Raw genomic sequence first — 16,552 nt, forward strand, 5'->3', positions numbered from 1 at the left:
CGGGGGGACATAGAGGATGGCCGACGGGGTTTGCGAACCGAGCGCCAGCGAGATGCGGATGGTGATCGGCGCGTCGTCGCTGGGCACCGTGTTCGAATGGTATGATTTCTTCATCTGGGGCACGCTGACCGCCACCGGAGTCCTCGGCCGCACCTTCTTCCCCTCGGAAAACGAGAATCTCGCAACCCTGCTCTCCTGGGCGACCTTCGCGATCGGCTTCGGATTCCGCCCGCTCGGCGCGGTGGTCTTCGGCTATCTCGGCGACAAGATGGGGCGCAAATATACCTTCCTCGTCACCATCACGGTGATGGGGCTGGCCACCGCCGGCATCGGCCTGATCCCCGGCTATCGCGAGATCGGGGCGACCGCGCCGATCATCATCCTGGTGCTGCGCGTCGCGCAGGGGCTGGCGCTGGGCGGCGAATATGGCGGTGCGGCGATCTTCGTCGCCGAGCATTCGCCCGAGGGACGCGCCGGCTTCCATACCAGCTTCATCCAGGCGAGCGTGGTCGGCGGCTTCATCCTCAGCCTCGCCGTCGTCCTGCTGTTCCGCTTCGCCGCCGCTGGCGTGTGGGAAAGCTGGGGATGGCGGCTGCCCTTCCTCTTCTCGCTGGTGCTGCTCGCCATCTCGGTATGGATGCGCCTGCGCCTTTCGGAGAGCCCGGTGTTCAAGGCGATCAAGGAAGCGGGCGAGACCGCGCGCAACCCGTTCGTCGAGAGCTTCACCTATCCGGGCAACAAGAAGCGCCTGCTCGTCGCGCTGTTCGGCATCGCCGGCGGGCTCACCGTGGTGTGGTACACCGCGATGTTCTCGGTGCTCGCCTTCCTCTCGGGGCCGATGCGGCTCGACCAGACCGCCGCGCAGCTGATCACCGGCGCCGGCGCGGTGATCGGGGTCGGCTTCTTCCTCTACTTCGGCAAGCTTTCGGACCGGGTCGGCCGCAAGCCACCGATCGTGATCGGCTATGCGCTGACGCTGGTGCTGCTCTTCCCCTGTTTCTACGTGATCGGCAGCGCGGCGAATCCGGGCCTCGCCAAGGCATCGCGACGCGAGCCGGTGATCGTCGCCGGGCCGCACTGCACCTATGATCCCTTCGCCACCACCCAGGCTGACGAATGCTGGCGGATGCTCGACCATCTTTCGCGGCTGGGCGTGATCTACAAGACCGCCAAGGCGCCCACCGTCGTCGTCACGATCGGCGGCCAGGTGGTGGAGAGCAACGACCCCAAGGCGGTGAAGGCCGCGCTCGAGGATGCCGGCTATCGCTTCGATCGCATCGTGCCCGAGCCGATCGACATCGCGATGATCCTGGTGGCGATGACGGTGCTGATGGCGCTGTGCGGCGCCACCTATGGCCCGGTCGCGGCGCTGCTCAGCGAGATGTTTCCCAGCCGCATCCGCTATTCGTCGATGTCGATCCCCTATCATATCGGCACCGGCTATTTCGGCGGCTTCCTGCCCTTCATCAGCCACTACATCGTCGCGCGCACCGGCAATCCCTATGCGGGGCTGTGGTACACCTTCGCGGTGGTGGCGATGGCGCTGGTGGTGACCGCCTTCGGCCTGCGCGAGACGGTGGCGCTTCGCGCGGCGCGGCGCTAACCGACGGGGGATGACCGACTCCCCCCTGCGCCTCCGCCTCGACGCCGCCGCCCTCACTGCCAACTGGACGCTGCTTTCGCGCCTCAGCGGTGCAGCCGCGTGCGGCGCGGCGGTGAAGGCGAACGGCTATGGCTTGGGTGCGCGCGGCGTGGTGGAGCGGCTGGCGGCGGCGGGCTGCCGTGATTTCTTCGTCGCCACCTGGGCCGAGGCGTGCGAGATCGCCGATATGGGCATGCCGATCTCGGTGCTGCACGGCGTCCGCGCCGAGGACCTGGCCGATCGCCCGGCCAATGCGCGGCCGGTGCTCGCGAGCGCCGGGCAGGTGCAGCGCTGGCGCGACGCCGGCGGGGGCGCGTGCGACGTCATGGTCGATACCGGCATGAACCGGCTGGGCGTGTCGCCGCAGCAGGTAGCGGACGGGCTGCTCGACGGGCTGGCGATCGACACGCTGATGAGCCACCTCGTCTCCGCCGACGAGGACGTGCCGCTCAACGCCCGCCAGCGCGACACCTTCGCCGCGCTCGCCGGGCGGACGTCGGCACGCCGGATGAGCCTCGCGAACAGCTCCGGGATCGCGCTGGGCCCCGATTATCATTTCGACCTGACCCGCCCCGGCATCGCGCTCTACGGCGGCCGCCAGCGCGGGGGCCATGACGGAATCCGGCAGGTCGTCACGCCCGAGGCGCAGATCCTTCAGCGCCGGCGGGTCCGCGCAGGCGAGACGATCGGCTACAACGCCACCTATACCGCGCCGCTGGACATGGAGGTGGCGATCCTCAACCTCGGCTATGCCGACGGCTATCTGCGCTGCTTCTCGAACAAGGGCCGCGCGCATGCAGGGGAGGCGGTGCTGCCGGTGGTGGGCCGCGTCTCGATGGACCTCACCGCGCTCTGCGTCGACGCCGCGCCCGAGCTGGCCGAGGGCGAATGGGTCGCGATGGACTATGCCCTGCCCGAGACCGCGACGCTGAGCGGATTGTCGCAGTACGAACTGCTCACCGGGCTCGGCGCGCGCTTCGATCGCATCTGGGCCTAGCGGCCAGAGAAAAAGGGCCGGGAATCGCTCCCCGGCCCTCCTTTGCAGAAACGACGTGCGATCTCAGTCGCGCTCGACGCACATCGCGATGCCCATGCCGCCGCCGATGCACAGCGTCGCGAGACCCTTCTTGGCGTCGCGCTTGTTCATCTCGTGGAGCAGGGTGGTGAGGATGCGCGCGCCCGACGCGCCGATCGGGTGGCCGATCGCGATCGCGCCGCCGTTGACGTTCACCTTGTCGGCATCCCAGCCCAGTTCCTTGCCGACCGACAGCGCCTGTGCGGCAAAGGCTTCGTTCGCCTCGATCAGGTCGAGGTCGCCGATCGTCCAGCCGGCCTTTTCCAGCGCCTTGCGGCTCGCGGTGACCGGGCCGATGCCCATGATCGACGGATCGACGCCGGTGCTCGCCCAGCTCTTGATCGTGGCGAGGATCGGCGCGCCGCGCTTCTCGGCTTCCTCGCGGCTCATCAGCACCAGCGCCGCGGCGCCGTCGTTAAGGCCCGAGGCGTTGGCGGCGGTGACGGTGCCGTCCTTCTTGAAGGCGGGGCGCAGGCCGGCGACGCTGTCCACCGTCGCGCCGGCGCGGATATATTCGTCATCGGCGACGATCGTCTCGCCCTTGCGAGTCTTCACCGTCACCGGCGCGATCTCGTCCTTGAAGCGACCGTCGGCGCGCGCCTTCTCGGCAAGGTTCTGCGAGCGGACGGCGAACTCGTCCTGCTCGCCGCGGGTGACCTGATATTGCTCGGCGAGATTCTCGGCGGTGATGCCCATGTGATAGCCGTTGAACACGTCGGTCAGGCCGTCCTTGATCATCGTGTCGACCAGGCTCAGGTCGCCCATCTTGGTACCCGGGCGCAGCGACTGGGCATGGGTGCTCATCGACATCGATTCCTGGCCGCCCGCGACGATGATCGAGGCATCGCCGTTGCGGATCGACTGGAAGCCGAGCGCCACCGCGCGCAGCCCCGAGCCGCAGACCTGCTGCACGCCCCACGCCGGCACTTCCTTGGGCACGCCCGCGTTCATCGATGCCTGTCGGGCCGGATTCTGGCCCTGCGCGGCGGTGAGCACCTGGCCGAGAATGACTTCGGAGACCTCCTCGCCCTTCACGCCGGCTTCGGCGAGCGCTGCCTCGATCGCCACGCGACCAAGCTCGTGCGCGGGGGTGGCGGCGAAGGCACCGAGAAAGCTGCCCACCGGGGTACGCTTGGCGGCAGTGATCACGACGTCGGTCATGCTGGTCTCCTGGAGTGTGTTTGGTCGCTATCTAGTGCGCGGAAGTGCAGTTAACCAGTCGGCAAGCGGCTCCCACACCGCCTTTCGCGCGCGGCCGCCGACGATCATGCCCACATGACCCAGCGTCATCTCGCGCACCTCGCCCAGCCGCGCGGCGCTGGCGGCGGGGACGATGCGATCGGTGGTGGAGATCAGCGACAGCGCGGGAATCGTCAGCGCTTCGGCGCGCGCGGTAATGCCCGCCACGTGCCAGCGGCCGGTCCCGGGCAGGTCGGCCGAGAGGAAGTCGTCGAACAGCTGCCGCCCGGCGCCGAAGCTGAGCGGGGCGCCCGCATTGGCCCAGTCCTCCAGCACGACGAAGGCGCGCGCCTCCGCGGCCCTGGGATGGAGGCGGCCGAAGCGTTCATACTTCACGATCGTGCGGCGGGGATCGAGCTGCCAGAAGCCGGCCTGGAGCACCTCCATCGGCACCACGCCCAGCCGCTCGCAGGTGGGGTAGGCCCCGTCCCACAGCGCCGCGAACCGCTCCAGCGCGGCGCCATAGCCGGCGAAGTGCCAGGGCGCAGCGATGGTGACGAGGCCGGCGGCCTCGATGGCCTGCGCCGCTGCGATCGCCATGGTGCCCCCCAGGCAATAGCCGGCGAGCACCGGCGGCTGCCGCAACTGGCGCAGCAACGGCAGCAGCAATTGCTCGACATGGCCGTTGACGTCGAGCTGTGCGTCCTCGGGCGAGGGGGGGCCCCAATCGACCAGCAGCGGCCGCACGCCCTGTCGCGCCAGCCAGCGCAGCAAAGAATTGCCGCGGGCAAGGTCGAGCACCACCGGCGGGTTGATCAGCGACGGCACGAACACCACCGGTCGGCCATGCCCGCCATAATCGCGCAGCACGGCGCGGCCAGCGCGCGCGACGATCGGCTTTTCGGTACGTGGGGCAGGGCGGGGTGCACGCTGATACGCGGCCAGGCCCGCCAGTGCCGCTGCGCGTCTTTCGGGCGATGCTGCCGTTTCGTTGCGCAGCAATGCGAGAAAAAGCGGCAAAGGGCGCGGTCCGTGTTGCGGCGCGTCAGAAACTGTAGTTAGGTGCGCATCTGTCACGCGCGGGGTTCCCATGAAGAAAGCTGCACCTGGAAGCGGTCCGGTCATTATCAAGAAGTACGCGAACCGCCGACTCTACAACACCGAAACCTCGTCCTACATCACGCTCGAGCATCTCGCAGCGATGACGCGCGAAGGGCGCGACTTCAAGGTCGTCGACGCCAAGACCGAGGAGGACATCACCCATAACGTCCTCACCCAGATCATCATGGAGGAGGAAGCCCGCGGCCAGACGATGCTGCCGGTGAATTTCCTCCGCCAGTTGATCGCGCTCTATGGCGACTCGATGCAGGCGATGGTGCCGGGCTATCTCGAAGCGTCGATGGACAGCTTCCGCCGCAACCAGGAACAGTTCAAGTCGGCGGTCGAGGGCGCCTTCGCCAACTCGCCCTTCGCCGAGATCGCCAAGCGCAACATGGCGATGTTCGAAGCGGCGGCCAGCGCCTTCCAGCCAGGCGGTGCGGCGAACCCGACGCCGGGTGCTGCGCCTACGGCAGCGCCCGCGACGCCCGAGGCGAGCGGCGCTGGCGACGGCGACGTGTCGTCGCTCAAGGCCGAGCTGGCCCGGCTGCAGGAAAAGATCGAGAAGCTGGGGAAGTAACGCTTCCCCGTTGAATTGGGGTGAACCCATATCCTCCCCCGCCGGGGAGGTGGCGCCGAAGGCGACGGAGGGGGAGGACGCCCTGCCGCTCGCAAGGTTCTGGCATCCTCCCCCTCCGACCCGCTGGCGCGGGCCACCTCCCCCTGGCGGGGGAGGATACGCCTCCCGAATGCCTGTTCTTACGGCTTGCGGAACTTGAGCGTCATGCGGTCGCTCTCGCCGATTGCGGCGTATTTGGCGCGGTCCTGGTCCTTGAGCGCATAGGTGGGCGGCAGCGTCCACACGCCGTTCGGCCAGTCGGCGGTGTCGGCCTTATTGGCATTCACCTCCGACGCGCCGACGAACTTGAAGCCTGCCGCCTCGGCCAGCCGGCGGACGGTGGAGACCTTCAGATAGCCGCTCTTGGTCTCGCGCTCGTCGCTGGCGCTTTCGGGTAGGCGATGGTCCTCGATGCCGAGCGTACCGCCCTTTTTGAGCATCGCGTACATCTGCTTGAACGCCTCGGGCGAATAGTCCTTGCCGTCCTGGCCGCCCATCCGCCAGTTATGGACGTTGCGGAAGGTCAGCACCACGTCGGCCGTACCGTTCGGCACCTTGGCCAAGCCCGCGGCGGCGGGGAAGGTGACGACGCGGATGGGGCCGTAGAGCGCGGCGTCCTTGGCCTTCAGCGCCTCGATGCCCTTGGCGTTGCCGCTCGGCACCGCCGCATAGAGCGTGCCCTTGCCCTTGGTGAGCGGGGCGAGGATCTCGGTGTACCAGCCACCGCTCGGCCAGATCTCGACCACCGTGTCGCCGGGCTTCACGCCGAAAAAGGCGAGCGTGTCGGCGGGGTGGCGATATTTGTCGCGCGCGGTATTGGCGGGCGTGCGGCTGGGGGCTGCCACCGCGGCGTCGATCGCCTGGCGCAGCGAGGCGGGTTGCTGCGCAGCAACGCTGGCGACGGCGGCGAGGGTGGTAACGGCGGCGGCGGCGACAAGACGATGGCGCATAAGCGATGGCTCCCTGCTATCGGTGCGCGACTGTGACGCAACGGGATGACGATGCAACTAGAATTCTGGATCGGCGCCGGGGTTGCGCTGCTGGTCGCGATCGTGGCCGGGGTGGCCGAGCATCGCCGGCGCAAGCGGCGGAACCTGGAGCAGGTGGGCTGGGTGCCGTGGATGGCAATCCAGATGGCCGGTCTGTTCGCCGCGCTGGTGCTGGTCAGCGTCGCGCTGCACGCGGGGTGAGGCTGTGACGATCCTCCCCTGTAAGGGGAGGTGGCGCGCGTAGCGCGACGGAGGGGTGTCGACGCTGGGAGGTGTGGACCGCCATTGCAGCGGGGACACCCCTCCGTCAGCCCTTCAGGCTGCCACCTCCCCTTACAGGGGAGGATTTGGCTACAAACACGCCTCCAGCAGCGCCTGGTCGAAACCGAACTGCTTGGCCTTGTCGAGCGTGTAGGGGCGCAGGCCCATCGAGCGATATTCGCCGATGATCTTCCCGTCGGTGCCCTCGTCGAGATATTCAAACTTGAACAGCTCCTGGGTGACGATCACCGGGCCTTCCATGCCGATCACCTCGGTAATGTTGGTCACCCGGCGGCTGCCGTCGCGCAGGCGCTTCACCTGGATGATCAGGTCCACCGAATCGGCGATCTGGCGGCTGATCGCTTCCTTGGGCACCTTGATGTCCGACATCATCACCATGTTCTCCATCCGCGCCAGCGCCTCGCGGGGGCTATTCGAGTGGAGGGTGCACATCGATCCGTCGTGACCGGTGTTCATCGCGGCGAGCATGTCGAAACACTCGGCGCCGCGAATTTCGCCGAGGATGATGCGATCGGGCCGCATGCGCAGCGCGTTTTTGACCAGGTCGCGGATCGAGATCTCGCCCTGGCCTTCCAGATTGGCCGGCCGCGTCTCCAGCGGCAGCCAGTGCGGCTGCTGGAGGCGGAGTTCGGCGGCATCCTCGATCGTCAGCACGCGCTCGCCCGGGTCGATCATCTTCGAGATCGCGTTGAGCATCGTCGTCTTGCCCGAGCCGGTGCCGCCCGAGATGACGATGTTGAACCGGCTCGCGCCCGCGATCTTGAGCGCGGTCGCCATCTTCTCGGACATCGATCCGCCCTTGGCCATCATGTCGAGCGTGATCGGCTTGGCGGAAAACTTACGGATCGAGATGGCGGTGCCGCGGAGCGAGAGCGGCGGCACGATCACGTTGACGCGGCTGCCGTCCTTGAGGCGCGCATCGGCCAGCGGCGTGGTCTGGTCGACGCGGCGGCCGACCGAATTGCAGATCCGCTGCGCGATCTGGAACAGATGTTCCTCGTCGCGAAACTGGATGTTGGCCAGCTCGAGCCGGCCCTTGCGCTCGACATAGGTCTGCTCGGGGCCATTGACCATGATGTCGCTGATCGCGGCATCCGCCAGCAGCTCCTCGAGCGGACCAAGGCCGAGCAGTTCATCGACCAGCACCTTTTCCAGCGCGAACTGCTCGCGCCGGTTGAGGGTGAGCTTCAGCTCGGCGAGCACCTCGCCGATGATCGGGCGGAATTCCTCGGCGAGCTCATCCTTGCTCAGCGTCGCCGCGGCTTCGGGATCGACGCGCTCCAGCAGGCGCGGCAGCACCTGTTCCTTGATGCGGTGGATCGAGGCCTCGAAGCCCTCGTTGCGCGAGCTGCCCTGGTCGGCTGGCGCGGCCTGGCGATCGGCGAGGCGCTGCATCGCATCGGCGCTGGCGGCACTGGGGCCGAGCGGGTCGCGCTCCAGCATCGGGTCGGCGAAATGCTGGCCGGGCAGCGGCACCGAATCGAGCGGCGGGAATTGCTCGCCGCCCAGCGGCAGCGGCTCGGCCCGCTGGAAGCCGCCGCCCTGCATCGGGCGCGCCACGCCGAAGGCTGGACGCCCTCCGGTTCCGCTCCCCATGCCGCCACGACGCCCGAACGCGCTCATCGAACTTCAGTCCTCCAGGAAAGCCCGAGGATTAAAGGGGAAGGCTTGCGATTTGGCTAACTATGCGGGGTGAGGAGCGGGATGCTCTTAAATGCCGTCATCCCCGCGAAGGCGGGGATCCATTGGCCTGTGCGCTCATGGCTGGAGCCGACGCTTTGGCGCGAATGGATCCCCGCCTTCGCGGGGATGACGATGGGATGCATTAGATGGCTGGGGCGCCCAGCCGCCGAGTTACTCGGCGCGCTCGGCCAGCACGGTCAGGCCGCGCTCGTTGACCTCGGCGAAACCGCCTTCGACGCGGATCAGCTCGGGCGTGGTGGCGCCGGCCTTGTACAGCTCGATAGTGCCGTCGCGGATCGTCGACATGATCGGCGCATGGCCTTCGAGCACGCCGAAATCGCCCTCGCTGCCGGGGACGACGACCATATGGACCTCTTCCGAGCGGACGAGACGTTCCGGAGTGACGAGTTCGAAGTGCAGCATCTCGGTTCTTCCTAAGCCCCTCCCCTTTAGGGGAGGGGTTGGGGTGGGGGACACCGCCCCCTGCTTCGGTATTCGTAGGGGCTATAGGACGCTCGCTTTGCTCGCGCCCCACCCCAACCCCTCCCCTGAAGGGGAGGGGCTAGTCTTTGATCACGCCTCGTCGGCGAGCTTCTTGGCCTTGGCGATCGCATCCTCGATGCCGCCGACCATGTAGAAGGCCGCTTCCGGCAGATGGTCATACTCGCCGTCGACCACCGCCTTGAACGAGCGCACCGTGTCTTCCAGCTGCACGAAGGCGCCCGGAATGCCGGTGAACACTTCGGCGACGTGGAACGGCTGGCTGAGGAAGCGCTGGATCTTGCGGGCGCGGGCGACGGTCAGCTTATCCTCTTCGGAAAGCTCGTCCATGCCCAGGATCGCGATGATGTCCTGCAGCGACTTGTACTTCTGCAGGATGGCCTGCACCGCACGCGCCGTCTCGTAATGCTCCTGGCCGACGACGCGCGGCTCGAGCACGCGGCTGGTCGAGTCGAGCGGATCCACCGCCGGGTAGATGCCCAGCTCGGAGATGGCGCGGTTCAGCACGGTCGTCGCGTCCAAGTGGGCGAACGAGGTAGCCGGCGCCGGGTCGGTAAGATCGTCGGCGGGCACGTACACGGCCTGCACCGAGGTGATCGAACCCTTGTTGGTGGAGGTGATGCGCTCCTGCAGCGCGCCCATGTCGGTCGACAGGGTCGGCTGATAGCCCACCGCCGACGGAATACGGCCGAGCAGTGCCGACACTTCCGCGCCCGCCTGGGTGAAGCGGAAGATGTTGTCGACGAAGAACAGCACGTCCTGGCCTTCGACGTCGCGGAAATATTCGGCGATCGTCAGGCCCGACAGCGCGACGCGGGCACGGGCGCCCGGCGGCTCGTTCATCTGGCCATAGACCAGGGCGACCTTCGAACCTTCCGAGATGGCGTTGCCGTCGGCGTCCTTGGCGATAACGCCGGCGTCGAGGAACTCGTGATAGAGATCGTTGCCCTCACGGGTACGCTCGCCCACGCCTGCGAACACCGAGGTGCCGCCATGGCCCTTCGCGATGTTGTTGATCAGCTCCTGGATGAGCACGGTCTTGCCCACGCCGGCGCCGCCGAACAGGCCGATCTTGCCGCCCTTGGCGTAGGGGGCGAGCAGGTCGATCACCTTGATGCCGGTGACGAGAATCGCGCTGTCGGTCGACTGGTCGATGAACTCGGGGGCCTTGGCGTGGATCGGCGCCTTTAGGTCGGTGCCGACCGGGCCACGCTCGTCGATCGGCTCGCCGACGACGTTGAGGATGCGGCCGAGCGTCGCCGGGCCCACCGGAACCTGGATCTGGCTGCCGGTGTCGGTCACGGTCTGACCACGGGTCAGGCCCTCGGTCGAGTCCATCGCGATGGTGCGGACGGTGTTCTCGCCCAGGTGCTGCGCGACTTCCAGAACCAGGCGCTGGCCATTGTTCTGGGTCTCCAGCGCCGAAAGGATCGCGGGCAGGTTGTTGTCGAACGTCACGTCGACGACCGCGCCGATCACCTGGCTGATGCGGCCGACATTGTTGGTGCCCGTGGCCGGGCGGGTGTCTACAGCGGCGGTTGCCATCGTTGCTTTCCTTGCTTCGTGCAGCTTTTAGAGGGCTTCGGCGCCCGAAATGATTTCCACCAGCTCGGTCGTGATCGCGGCCTGGCGGGAACGGTTATACTGGATCGTCAGCTTGCTGATCAGGTCGCCGGCGTTGCGCGTGGCATTGTCCATCGCGGTCATCGACGCGCCCTGCTCGCTGGCCTGGTTCTCCAGCAGCGCCTTGAAGATCTGCACCGTCAGGTTGCGCGGCAGCAGATCGGCAAGGATCGTCTCTTCGTCCGGCTCATATTCCACCGCCGCACCCGAGCTGGCGACCGCGGTCTCGGGAACCGAGACCGGGATCAGCTGCTGCTCGGTCGGCTCCTGCGCCAGCGCCGAGCGGAAGTGCGAGTAGAACAGGGTCGCGACGTCGAACTCGCCCGCGAAGAAGCGGTCGGTCACGTCCTTGGCGATGGCGCGGGCCTCGTCATAGCCGGGGGTACGCACCGCAGTGGTGTCGTACTGGCCGACGATCATGCCGGGGAAGGTGCGGGCGATCACCGCGCGGCCCTTGCGACCCACGAGGTAGAACTTCACCGTCTTGCCCTCGGCGATCAGCGTGCGGCCCTTGAGGATCGCCGCCTTGACGATGTTGGCGTTGAACGCACCCGACAGGCCCTTGTCGCCATTGGCGACGATGAGGAGCTGCGTGTCCGCCTTGCCGGTGCTGGCGAGGAGGCGGGGGGCGTTGTCGCTGGCCCCGACCTTGCTCGCCAGGCTGGCGACCACGCCTTCCAGGCGCTGCGCATAGGGACGCGCGGCTTCTGCGGCGGCTTGCGCCTTCCGCAGCTTCGCCGCCGCGACCATCTGCTTGGCCTTGGTGATCTTCTGGGTCGACTTGACCGAGGCGATCCGGCCCTTGAGTTCCTTGAGGCTGGCCATCCGGCGGCGGTCCCTTAGGCGAAGGTCTTGGTGAAGGCGTCGAGCACGGCCTTCACCTTGTCTCGCGTGCCGTTCTCGAACGCCTTGGTGTCGCGGATTTCCGCCAGCACGTCGGCATGCTGCGAACGGAAGTGCGCGAGCATCGCGGCTTCGAAGCGCACCACATCGTTTACCGCGACCTGGTCGAGATAGCCGCTGGTGCCGGCGAAGATCGAGATGGTCTGTTCTTCGAACGGCAGCGGGCTGAACTGCGGCTGCTTGAGCAGCTCGGTCAGGCGCGCGCCGCGGTTGAGCAGCTTCTGGGTCGAGGCATCGAGGTCCGAACCGAACTGCGCGAACGCGGCCATTTCGCGATACTGGGCGAGCTCGAGCTTGATCGAGCCCGACACCTTCTTCATCGCCTTGGTCTGCGCCGACGAACCCACGCGCGACACCGACAGGCCGACGTTGATGGCCGGACGGATGCCCTGGTAGAACAGGTTCGTCTCGAGGAAGATCTGGCCGTCGGTGATCGAGATCACGTTGGTCGGAATATAGGCCGACACGTCGCCCGCCTGGGTTTCGATGATCGGCAGCGCGGTCAGCGAGCCGTTGCCATTGGCGTCGTTCATCTTCGCGGCGCGCTCGAGCAGGCGGCTGTGGAGATAGAACACGTCGCCCGGATAGGCTTCGCGGCCCGGCGGACGGCGGAGCAGCAGCGACATCTGGCGATAGGCGACGGCCTGCTTGGAAAGATCGTCATACACGATCACGGCGTGCATGCCGTTGTCGCGGAAGAACTCGCCCATCGCGCAGCCGGTGTACGGCGCGAGGAACTGCAGCGGCGCCGGCTCCGACGCGGTCGCGGCGACGACGATCGAATATTCCATCGCGCCATTCTCTTCGAGCTGGCGGACGATCTGCGCGACGGTCGAGCGCTTCTGGCCGACGGCAACGTAGATGCAGAACAGCTTCTTCGTCTCGTCGTCCGAGGCGTTCGGGCCCTTCTGGTTGATGAAGGTGTCGATCGCGACGGCGGTCTTGCCGGTCTGGCGGTCGCCGATGATCAGCTCGCGCTGGCCACGGCCGATCGGCACCAGCGCGTCGATCGCCTTCAGGCCGGTCTGCACGGGCTCGTGCACCGACTTGCGCGGGATGATGCCCGGCGCCTTCACTTCGACGCGGCGACGCTCGGTATATTCGATCGGGCCCTTGCCATCGATCGGGTTGCCCAGGCCGTCGACGACGCGGCCGAGCAGGCCACGGCCGACGGGGACGTCCACGATCGTGCCGGTGCGCTTGACGGTGTCGCCTTCCTTGATCTCGGCGTCCGAGCCGAAGATCACGACGCCGACATTGTCGGCCTCGAGGTTGAGCGCCATGCCCTGCACGCCATTGGCGAATTCGACCATCTCGCCGGCCTGGACATTGTCCAGCCCGTGGATGCGCGCGATGCCGTCGCCGACGGACAGCACCTGGCCGATTTCCGAAACCTGCGCTTCGGTGCCGAAATTGGCGATCTGGTCCTTGATGACCTTCGAGATTTCTGCGGCGCGGATATCCATCTTCTTAGCCTTCAGCCTTTCATCGCGTGCGCGAGGGAGTTCAGTCGGGTCTTGATCGACGAATCGATCATCTGGCTGCCGATCTTCACGACCAGGCCGCCGAGCAGCGAGGGGTCTACCGACAGGTCGACCGAGACCTCGCGGCCGATACGGGTGCGGAGCTGCTGCTTGAGCGCGTCGACCTGTTCGGCATTAAGCGGGTGTGCCGAGGTCACTTCCGCCGTCGTCTCGCCGCGATGGCTGGTGGCCAGCATGCGGAAGGTGCGGATGATCGCCGGCAGCTGCGCGAGGCGACGGTTCTCGGCGAGCACGCCGAGGAACCTGGTCGTCGTCGCATCCAGCGCCATCACGCCGGCCGCCGCAGCGACGGCCTTGCCGGCGTCCTTGCGGCCGATCAGCGGGCTGGTGGTCAGCGCCTTGAACTCGGGCGATTCGTCGAGCGCCGCCCGCACGGTCGCAAGGCTGGCTTCGACGGCCTCGATGGCCTTGGCGTCACGTGCCAGCTCGAACAGCGCGGTTGCGTAGCGTCCGCTTAGGCTGGCCTGAATACCGCCGGAATTCTCCACGCGATTCGTTTCCTCTCGGAGGGTCGGAAGTGACCCCATGCACAAAAGGGGGGCGACGCAAACTGCGCCCCCGATGGGTTGCCGGGCTGCTAGCATCGCGGTGGAAGGGATGCAACCCGAGTCGCCGAAACGTCACACGCTCGTTTCATGTTTGGGTTCGGGCGTGTCTGGAAGCGTGCAAGAAAAAGGGCAGGCGATGCGCTCGCCTGCCCTGAAATCATGGGATTAGCAGGCGTCAGGCGACTCGCAGGGCTGCCGCGCGCTTGCGCCGGAACATGCCGCCGACCAGCGCGAAGCCGCCGATCATCGTCGCCCAGCTGGCGGGCTCGGGCACGGCGCTCAGGAACACCTGGCTCTGCTGGTCCTTGGAGAAGAGCAGCTGCAGCTTGTGCCCGGCGATCGCGGTCCAGCCGCCGGTGGTGATCTGGGTGAGATAGCTGTTGGCCAGCGCGCGGGCGTCGCTGCTGTTGCCGCCGACCGTGTAGAACTGGCCGCCGGTGGTGTCGTAGCTGCCGCTATTCTCTTCCAGGATCTCCCACACTGCGAGCTGGGTGGCGGCGGAGATGGTCTTGCGGGCGAGCAGGTCGGTCTCGCCGCCGAGCAGGACTTCCGAATGGGTGAGCAGCGTCAGCAGCTGCTGCTGGCGGGTGACGTCGCCGAGCACGGCGGAGATGCCGGTGCGCTCGAAGCTGCCGGTGCCGATCGCGGTGAAGGCGTCGGCGCAATAGGTGAGGAACTCGACCGCCTTGCCGTTCTCGGTGCCGGTGAAGCGGAAGCGGCTCATGCCCGGCCAATTGCCGACGAAGCCGGTGGGGGTGTAGACCATCTGATCCGCGGCGAGATAGCCGGGATCGTCGTCATAGCCGGTGATCGTCACCGTGGCATGGGCGGCCACCGGCATCGCGGTGCCGAGCAGCAGTGCTGCGGCGATCAGGGCATTGCGCATCGTCTTTATGTTCCCACCTGTTGTGGGGACGAGCGCTAGCGGGCGCGCGGGGGCGGGGGCTAGCTTATTGAATTTGGTGAATGACCGGCTTTGGCACAGCCGTGCCGGGTTGGGACGAACGCAATATCCTGTGCCCCAAAAGCCGTCATCCCCGCGGAGGCGGGGATCCATTTGCCAGGACGATTCAGCTAGCGCCGCGCCGGTCCCATCAATGGATCCCCGCCTTCGCGGGGATGACGATCGTAAAGGTGGGCGCCGTCACCTGCAGCAGCAAGCCACGGCGCCCGTTGTTCTCAGCTCAGCGCGCGCGGCCCTGACCGCCGCCGCCCTGGCCGCGATTGCCGCCGCCGGGACGACCCTGGCCGCTGCCGGCCGGGCGCGCGTTGAACTTGCGCTTCGGCGCACCCGGGCCGCGACCCGCACCGGCGCCAGCACCGGCATGGCCGGCACCTTCGGCACGACGCGGCTGGTCGCTGCGCGGACCGCCTTCGGCCCGGCGCGGTTCGCCGCTACGCGGTGCATCGCTGCGCGGACCGCCGCGACCGCGGCCGCCCGGCTGTCCGTCGCCACGACGCCCCGAGGCATGCTGCATCGCGCGGCCGTTGCGGCCGTTCTGCTCGTCGCGGCTCGCCGGCATCGGCGAGCGGGTCGACTTGATCTTGTCCGACTCGGCGGTGAAGTTCTCCGGCAGCGGCTGCACGGTGAGCTTCTGGCGGGTCAGGCGCTCGATGTCCTTCAGGTACGGACGCTCGTCATCGGCGCAGTAGCTGATCGCGATGCCGTCGGCGCCGGCGCGCGCGGTGCGGCCGATGCGGTGGACATATTGCTCCGGCACGTTCGGCAGCTCGAAGTTGAACACATGGCTCACCCCCGACACGTCGATGCCGCGCGCGGCGATGTCGGTCGCCACCATCAGCTTGACCTTGCCCGAGCGGAACTCGCCCAGCGCACGCTCGCGCTGCGGCTGGCTCTTGTTGCCGTGGATCGCGTTGGCGGCGATGCCGTTGCCGGCGAGCAGTCGCACGACGCGGTCGGCACCATGCTTGGTGCGGGTGAAGATCAGCGCGCGGTCGATCTCCGGGTTGCGCAGCTGGATCGTCAGCAGCGCCTGCTTCTCGGCCTGCGTCACATAGGTGACGAACTGCTCGACGCGCTCGGCGGTGGTGGCGACCGGGGTTACCTTCACTTCGACCGGATTGTGGATGAACTGGCTGGCCAGCTCGCGGATCGTCTTCGGCATGGTCGCCGAGAAGAACAGCGACTGGCGCTTGGTCGGCAGCTCCTTCACGATGCGGCGCAGCGCATGAATGAAGCCCAGGTCGAGCATCTGGTCGGCTTCGTCGAGCACCAGGATCTCGATGCCCAGCAGGATCAGGAAATGCTGGTCGAGCAGGTCGACAAGGCGGCCCGGCGTGGCGACGAGGATGTCGACGCCGCGCGCCAGGTCCGTCTTGTTCTTGTGGACCGAGGTGCCGCCGAACACGGTGGCGATGCGCAGGCCGGTGCCGCTGGCATAATGCTTGGCATTGTCGGCGATCTGGGCGGCGAGCTCACGCGTCGGCGCGAGAACGAGCATGCGGCAGCCGCGCGGCTGCGGACGCTTGCCGCTGGCGATCAGGCGATCGATCGAGGGGAGCATGAACGCCGCGGTCTTGCCGGTGCCGGTCTGCGCGATGCCGAGCAGGTCGCGGCCTTCGAGCAGCGCGGGGATCGACTGCGCCTGGATCGGCGTCGCGTCGGTATAGCCCTTGGCGGCGAGCGCAGCCAGGACGGTCTCGGAAAGGCCGAGTTCTTTGAATTGCATGACAGTACCTTATAGATGCGGCCGGCGCGCACGCATCTTCAAAGGGCGCACGCGAAGGCGGGGTCAACAAGTGACGCCCCGCGTGATTTGGGAAGCCGATAAGCGACGAAGCAGAGCCTAGCGGAGCAGGTCCCCAACAGGGGCGCGCCGCCGATCACGCTGCATGTAAATGCCTC

General features: G+C 67.4%; 15 protein-coding genes. 4 read left to right on the forward strand and 11 right to left on the reverse strand.

What is annotated here, in order from left to right; all coding sequences use genetic code 11:
- Positions 1 to 16: 16 nt before the first annotated feature.
- Positions 17 to 1,603, forward strand: coding sequence for an MFS transporter (locus BM009_RS12905; protein WP_093296782.1), 1,587 nt, complete (start codon positions 17 to 19; stop codon positions 1,601 to 1,603).
- 10 nt (positions 1,604 to 1,613) lie between these two features.
- Positions 1,614 to 2,639, forward strand: a complete 1,026-nt coding sequence (locus BM009_RS12910) for an alanine racemase (RefSeq protein ID WP_093296783.1) — start codon at positions 1,614 to 1,616, stop codon at positions 2,637 to 2,639.
- Between the two features lie 63 nt (positions 2,640 to 2,702).
- On the opposite strand, the gene BM009_RS12915 is transcribed toward BM009_RS12910, so the two are convergent.
- Together BM009_RS12915 and BM009_RS12920 are read right to left on the reverse strand one after the other, a co-directional pair.
- Entirely contained in the window at positions 2,703 to 3,878 is a 1,176-nt protein-coding gene (locus BM009_RS12915) for an acetyl-CoA C-acetyltransferase (RefSeq protein WP_093296785.1), read from the reverse strand.
- A 27-nt stretch (positions 3,879 to 3,905) separates the two neighbouring features.
- A complete protein-coding gene (locus tag BM009_RS12920; RefSeq protein WP_093296787.1) occupies positions 3,906 to 4,916 on the reverse strand; it encodes an alpha/beta fold hydrolase in 1,011 nt (336 codons plus the stop codon).
- 70 nt (positions 4,917 to 4,986) lie between these two features.
- On the opposite strand from BM009_RS12920, the gene phaR reads away from it, so the two are divergent.
- Positions 4,987 to 5,574 carry a polyhydroxyalkanoate synthesis repressor PhaR gene (phaR, locus tag BM009_RS12925; RefSeq protein WP_093296789.1) on the forward strand — a complete coding sequence of 196 codons (588 nt, stop codon included), beginning with the start codon at positions 4,987 to 4,989 and terminating at the stop codon, positions 5,572 to 5,574.
- A 179-nt stretch (positions 5,575 to 5,753) separates the two neighbouring features.
- Here phaR and BM009_RS12930 read toward each other — a convergent pair whose 3' ends face one another.
- The gene (locus BM009_RS12930; RefSeq protein WP_093296791.1) at positions 5,754 to 6,563 is read right to left on the reverse strand and encodes a class I SAM-dependent methyltransferase; all 810 of its coding nucleotides are present in this window, start codon (positions 6,561 to 6,563) and stop codon (positions 5,754 to 5,756) included.
- A 51-nt stretch (positions 6,564 to 6,614) separates the two neighbouring features.
- Here BM009_RS12930 and BM009_RS12935 point away from each other — a divergent pair, with 51 nt between their 5' ends.
- Positions 6,615 to 6,803, forward strand: a complete 189-nt coding sequence (locus BM009_RS12935; RefSeq protein WP_093297316.1) for a hypothetical protein — start codon at positions 6,615 to 6,617, stop codon at positions 6,801 to 6,803.
- A gap of 150 nt (positions 6,804 to 6,953) precedes the next feature.
- Here BM009_RS12935 and BM009_RS12940 read toward each other — a convergent pair whose 3' ends face one another.
- From BM009_RS12940 to BM009_RS12975, 8 genes are all read right to left on the reverse strand, one after another.
- A complete protein-coding gene (locus tag BM009_RS12940) occupies positions 6,954 to 8,507 on the reverse strand; it encodes a TadA family conjugal transfer-associated ATPase (protein WP_093296793.1) in 1,554 nt (517 codons plus the stop codon).
- A 231-nt stretch (positions 8,508 to 8,738) separates the two neighbouring features.
- Entirely contained in the window at positions 8,739 to 8,990 is a 252-nt protein-coding gene (locus BM009_RS12945; protein WP_093296795.1) for an ATP synthase F1 subunit epsilon, read from the reverse strand.
- A 150-nt stretch (positions 8,991 to 9,140) separates the two neighbouring features.
- Positions 9,141 to 10,613, reverse strand: coding sequence for a F0F1 ATP synthase subunit beta (gene atpD / locus BM009_RS12950; protein WP_093296797.1), 1,473 nt, complete (start codon positions 10,611 to 10,613; stop codon positions 9,141 to 9,143).
- A 27-nt stretch (positions 10,614 to 10,640) separates the two neighbouring features.
- Positions 10,641 to 11,516 carry a F0F1 ATP synthase subunit gamma gene (locus BM009_RS12955; protein WP_093296799.1) on the reverse strand — a complete coding sequence of 292 codons (876 nt, stop codon included), beginning with the start codon at positions 11,514 to 11,516 and terminating at the stop codon, positions 10,641 to 10,643.
- 14 nt (positions 11,517 to 11,530) lie between these two features.
- The gene (gene atpA, locus BM009_RS12960) at positions 11,531 to 13,060 is read right to left on the reverse strand and encodes a F0F1 ATP synthase subunit alpha (protein ID WP_093296801.1); all 1,530 of its coding nucleotides are present in this window, start codon (positions 13,058 to 13,060) and stop codon (positions 11,531 to 11,533) included.
- 11 nt (positions 13,061 to 13,071) lie between these two features.
- Positions 13,072 to 13,626: a F0F1 ATP synthase subunit delta gene (locus tag BM009_RS12965; protein ID WP_093296803.1), complete on the reverse strand. Its 555-nt coding sequence runs from the start codon at positions 13,624 to 13,626 to the stop codon at positions 13,072 to 13,074.
- Between the two features lie 235 nt (positions 13,627 to 13,861).
- Positions 13,862 to 14,572: a PEPxxWA-CTERM sorting domain-containing protein gene (locus BM009_RS22995; protein ID WP_093296805.1), complete on the reverse strand. Its 711-nt coding sequence runs from the start codon at positions 14,570 to 14,572 to the stop codon at positions 13,862 to 13,864.
- 298 nt (positions 14,573 to 14,870) lie between these two features.
- Positions 14,871 to 16,376, reverse strand: a complete 1,506-nt coding sequence (locus BM009_RS12975; RefSeq protein ID WP_093296807.1) for a DEAD/DEAH box helicase — start codon at positions 16,374 to 16,376, stop codon at positions 14,871 to 14,873.
- Between the last annotated feature and the right edge of the window lie 176 nt (positions 16,377 to 16,552).

Origin of the sequence: Sphingomonas sp. NFR04, from assembly GCF_900114095.1 — a bacterium.
GTDB lineage: Bacteria > Pseudomonadota > Alphaproteobacteria > Sphingomonadales > Sphingomonadaceae > Sphingomonas.

Coding starts and splice junctions, on each gene's coding strand:
- BM009_RS12905 (WP_093296782.1), top strand. CDS start 17: ATGGCCGACGGGGTTTGCGAACCGAGCGCCAGCGAGATGCGGATGGTG.
- BM009_RS12910 (WP_093296783.1), top strand. CDS start 1,614: ATGACCGACTCCCCCCTGCGCCTCCGCCTCGACGCCGCCGCCCTCACT.
- BM009_RS12915 (WP_093296785.1), bottom strand. CDS start 3,878: ATGACCGACGTCGTGATCACTGCCGCCAAGCGTACCCCGGTGGGCAGC.
- phaR (WP_093296789.1), top strand. CDS start 4,987: ATGAAGAAAGCTGCACCTGGAAGCGGTCCGGTCATTATCAAGAAGTAC.
- BM009_RS12930 (WP_093296791.1), bottom strand. CDS start 6,563: ATGCGCCATCGTCTTGTCGCCGCCGCCGCCGTTACCACCCTCGCCGCC.
- BM009_RS12935 (WP_093297316.1), top strand. CDS start 6,615: ATGCAACTAGAATTCTGGATCGGCGCCGGGGTTGCGCTGCTGGTCGCG.
- BM009_RS12940 (WP_093296793.1), bottom strand. CDS start 8,507: ATGAGCGCGTTCGGGCGTCGTGGCGGCATGGGGAGCGGAACCGGAGGG.
- BM009_RS12945 (WP_093296795.1), bottom strand. CDS start 8,990: ATGCTGCACTTCGAACTCGTCACTCCGGAACGTCTCGTCCGCTCGGAA.
- atpD (WP_093296797.1), bottom strand. CDS start 10,613: ATGGCAACCGCCGCTGTAGACACCCGCCCGGCCACGGGCACCAACAAT.
- BM009_RS12955 (WP_093296799.1), bottom strand. CDS start 11,516: ATGGCCAGCCTCAAGGAACTCAAGGGCCGGATCGCCTCGGTCAAGTCG.
- atpA (WP_093296801.1), bottom strand. CDS start 13,060: ATGGATATCCGCGCCGCAGAAATCTCGAAGGTCATCAAGGACCAGATC.
- BM009_RS22995 (WP_093296805.1), bottom strand. CDS start 14,572: ATGCGCAATGCCCTGATCGCCGCAGCACTGCTGCTCGGCACCGCGATG.
- BM009_RS12975 (WP_093296807.1), bottom strand. CDS start 16,376: ATGCAATTCAAAGAACTCGGCCTTTCCGAGACCGTCCTGGCTGCGCTC.